Below are 3,434 nucleotides of genomic sequence, written 5' to 3' on the forward strand. Positions count from 1 at the left end.
CGGGCTACGCCGGGATGATCATCCTGGCGATCGTGCCGCCGATCTGGCGTCGGGTGATGGACCCGCGGGTCGTCGCCCACTTCGGTGGTGACGTCACCCTGGCCAACGTCAGCCCCCGCAAGCGCGCCGCCTACCTCGAGCGCTACCCCGCCCCGACGGCGGCCGAGCGTAAGGCCGCCGAGGACGCCACGCCCGGCCTGCTCGCGGCCCGCTGCCCCGGCTGCGACTACGTCTACGAGGTCGCCGCGGGTGACGAGCACGAGGGCTTCGCCGCCGGCACCGCGTGGGCCGACATCCCGACCGACTGGACCTGCCCGGACTGCGGTGTGCGGGACAAGGCCGACTTCGTGCCGTTCGACCCCTCGTTGAACCGGTCTCTCGCCTAGTCCGTGAAGGCTGGGCCACCAGGGCCTCACCTAGACTCGAAGGCATGGCTGTGCGCGGTGGGCTCGTCGGGGAGACGCTGCACGGACGGTTGGTCACGGCGGCCGTGGAGATGACCACCCAGGCCGGGTGGGCCAACGTGACGATGGCCCGGCTGGCGGAGTCAGTGGGGGTCAGCCGCCAGACCGTCTACAACGAGATCGGCACGAAGAAGGCGCTGGCCGAGGCGATGATCCTGGCCGAGCTCGAGCGCTTCCTGGGGATCGTGACCAGCGCCTTCGACGACCACCCGGACGACCTCTCGACCGCGCTGGAGAGCGCGATCCTGGCGGTGCTCGAGCATGCCCAGGACAACCAGCTGCTCCACGCGGTGGTGTCCGCGACCCACGGCGCCGACACCGAGCTCCTGCCGCTGCTCACCACCCACTCGACGCCCCTGCTCGAGCTGGCCAAGGTGGCAGTGACCGAGCGCGTGGCCGCCTACCAGCCGCCACTGGCTCCTGCTGAGCTGGACGGGGCCATCGACATGGTGGTGCGCGTGGTGCTGAGCCACGTCATGCAACCGAGCGGCACGCCTGCCCGCACTGCCGCCAGCCTGGGCTTCGTCGCCCGGCGCGTGCTGGGCTGAGCTCTCGGGGGAACCGCGCCTATTCTCGGGCACGTGACGAGCTCCGCCCCTGAGGGCATCCGGATGGGCACGACCAGCGGGCGCGCGATCATCGCCGCTGCGGTGCTCGGCTCGGGGATGACCTGGCTCGACGGCAGCGTGGTCAACGTGGCGCTGCGCACCATCGGCGACGACCTGGATGCCTCGCTGGCCCAGCTGCAGTGGATCAACAACGGCTACCTCCTCTCGCTGGCTGCGCTGATCCTGCTCGGCGGCTCGCTCGGCGACCGGCTCGGTCGCCGGCGGATGTTCGTCGTCGGGACCGTCTGGTTCGCGCTGGCCAGCGCGCTCTGCGGCTTGGCCCCGAACGCCGAGGTCCTGATCGTGGCCCGGATCCTGCAGGGGGTCGGCGGCGCTCTCCTCACCCCGGGCAGCCTCGCCATGATCCAGGGCGCCTTCGTGCCCGCGGACCGCGGCAAGGCGATCGGAGCGTGGTCGGGGCTGGGTGGGGTGGCGGCCGCCATCGGCCCCTTCGTGGGCGGGGTGCTGGTGGACCACGCCTCGTGGCGCTGGATCTTCCTGATCAACCTGCCCCTCGCGGTCGTCACCGTCCTGATCGCGTGGCGTTGGGTGCCCGAGACCCGGGACCCGTCGGCGGTGGGGCACTTCGACGTGGCAGGCGCGGTGCTGGCGGCGCTGGCGCTCGGCGGCATCACGTTCGCCCTCATCGAGTGGGGCGGCCCGGGGGCGATGTGGGCGGGGGTGCTCGGGCTGCTCGCCGCGGTCGCCTTCGTGGCCCTGGAGCTCCGCACGAAGGCGCCGATGATGCCCCCGGGACTCTTCCGCGACCGGACGTTCAGCGCCTCCAACCTGATGACCTTCCTGGTCTATGCCGCGCTGGGAGCCATGTCGTTCTTCCTGGTCCTGCAGCTCCAGACGGTGAGCGGCTACAACGCCCTGGAGGCGGGTCTGGCGACGCTGCCGATCACGATCTGCATGCTGTTCCTCGCCGCGAAGGGAGGCGAGCTCGGGAGCCGGATCGGTCCGCGGATCCCGATGACGGTCGGCCCGCTCGTGATGGCGCTGGGCACCGTGCTGGTCCTGCGCGCAGACGCGGACGTCAACTACTGGCTCGACGTCTTCCCCGGCGTGACCGTCTTCGGGCTCGGGCTGGCCCTGATGGTCGCCCCACTGACGGCCACGGTGCTGGCCGCGGCACCCGACCACCTCGCCGGCATCGCGAGCGGCATCAACAACGCGGTCGCGCGTGCCGGCTCGCTGATGGCGGTCGCGGCGCTGCCGACCGCCGTGGGTCTCTCGGGCGCGGAGTATGCCGACCCGCTGGTCTTCGACGCGGCGTACCCGATCGCGATGGTGGCGTGCGCTGTGCTGCTCGCCCTCGGCGGCGCGGTGTCGTGGCTGACGATCCCGCCGCGCATGCCCGGGTGATGCTCAGTCGGCCAGGCGCGCGCGCAGCTTCTGGATCCGGCCGCGCTGCTCCCGGATGCGTTCCTCGGCCTCGTTGAGGCGGGCGAGGTAGGCCTGCGCCTCCCCGAGCAGCTGCTGTGCGTTGGCCGCCTCGCGATCGCGTTCGGCCTCGAGGGTGGCGATCTTGTCGTCGCGCTCGGTCACCAGCTGCCGGAGCCGGGCCACCGACCCCGGCGGGAGGCGCATCCCGAGCGCGTCGAGCTTGGCGCGGACCACCTCTTCGTTGCTGACCCACTCGGCCTCGGTGTGCTCGGCGCGGGAGCCCTCCGCCTCCACCCACCAGCGGTAGGTGCAGGTCTCGATCGGGCTGCTGGCGACGCCCACCAGGCTGGCGGCACGCATCAGGAAGTCCCAGTCCTCGGTGGTGTCCAGGGACTCGTCGAACCGCTCACCCAGGTCGCGGAAGACCGTGAGCGGATAGGCCAGGGCAACCGGCGGCGTGTGATTGACGAGGAGGTGGTCGACGAAGTGGAAGGTGGTCGGCCACAACCGGTCGGCCGGGGCGACCGGCACCGCCGCCGGGCCGTCGGGCCCGATCTCGGCGCGCACCGGCTGGCGTACGGCGACCGAGCGCAGCACCTGTCCCGGATGTGCCGCCTCGAGGTCGTGGAAGGTCGCGACCCACTCGGGGAGCGCCAGGTCGTCGTCGTCCAGGATCGAGGCGTAGCGGCCACGTGCCGCCTCGAAACCGGCGTTGAGGGGCGCGCTGCGTCCTGGTCGCTCCACGTCGAGGACCCGGACGCGCTCCTGCATCCACGACGGCAGGGCGGCGATGACGCCGTCGACCTGCCGGCCCTGTGCGTGGTCGGTCCCGTGTCGCACCACGAGGACCTCGAAGTCGCGGTCCGACTGCTGGGCCAGGCGGTCCAGCGTCTCGGACAGGAGACCGATGCGACGCCCCTGCGTCCGGGTGATGACCGACAGGAAGCGTGATTCGTCGACGGGCGAGGCCGGG

Annotated in this window: 4 protein-coding genes; 3 read left to right on the forward strand and 1 reads right to left on the reverse strand. The window is 72.0% G+C overall.

Going from position 1 to position 3,434, the window contains the following annotated elements:
• The 3 genes from JWN68_RS19230 to JWN68_RS04980 form a co-directional block, all read left to right on the forward strand.
• The coding region (locus JWN68_RS19230; protein ID WP_366519745.1) for a rubredoxin at window positions 1–386 on the forward strand (386 nt) is incomplete at its 5' end.
• A 44-nt stretch (window positions 387–430) separates the two neighbouring features.
• Complete coding sequence (locus JWN68_RS04975) at window positions 431–1,012, forward strand: TetR family transcriptional regulator (RefSeq protein ID WP_297735569.1); 582 nt, start codon at window positions 431–433, stop codon at window positions 1,010–1,012.
• A gap of 33 nt (window positions 1,013–1,045) precedes the next feature.
• Window positions 1,046–2,440 carry an MFS transporter gene (locus JWN68_RS04980; RefSeq protein ID WP_297735572.1) on the forward strand — a complete coding sequence of 465 codons (1,395 nt, stop codon included), beginning with the start codon at window positions 1,046–1,048 and terminating at the stop codon, window positions 2,438–2,440.
• A gap of 3 nt (window positions 2,441–2,443) precedes the next feature.
• On the opposite strand, the gene JWN68_RS04985 is transcribed toward JWN68_RS04980, so the two are convergent.
• On the reverse strand, window positions 2,444–3,434 hold a 991-nt coding region (locus JWN68_RS04985), incomplete at its 5' end, for a glycosyltransferase family A protein (RefSeq protein ID WP_297735575.1).

It is taken from the genome of Nocardioides sp. (genome assembly GCF_025964975.1).
In the GTDB taxonomy this organism is placed as follows: Bacteria; Actinomycetota; Actinomycetes; order Propionibacteriales; family Nocardioidaceae; genus Nocardioides.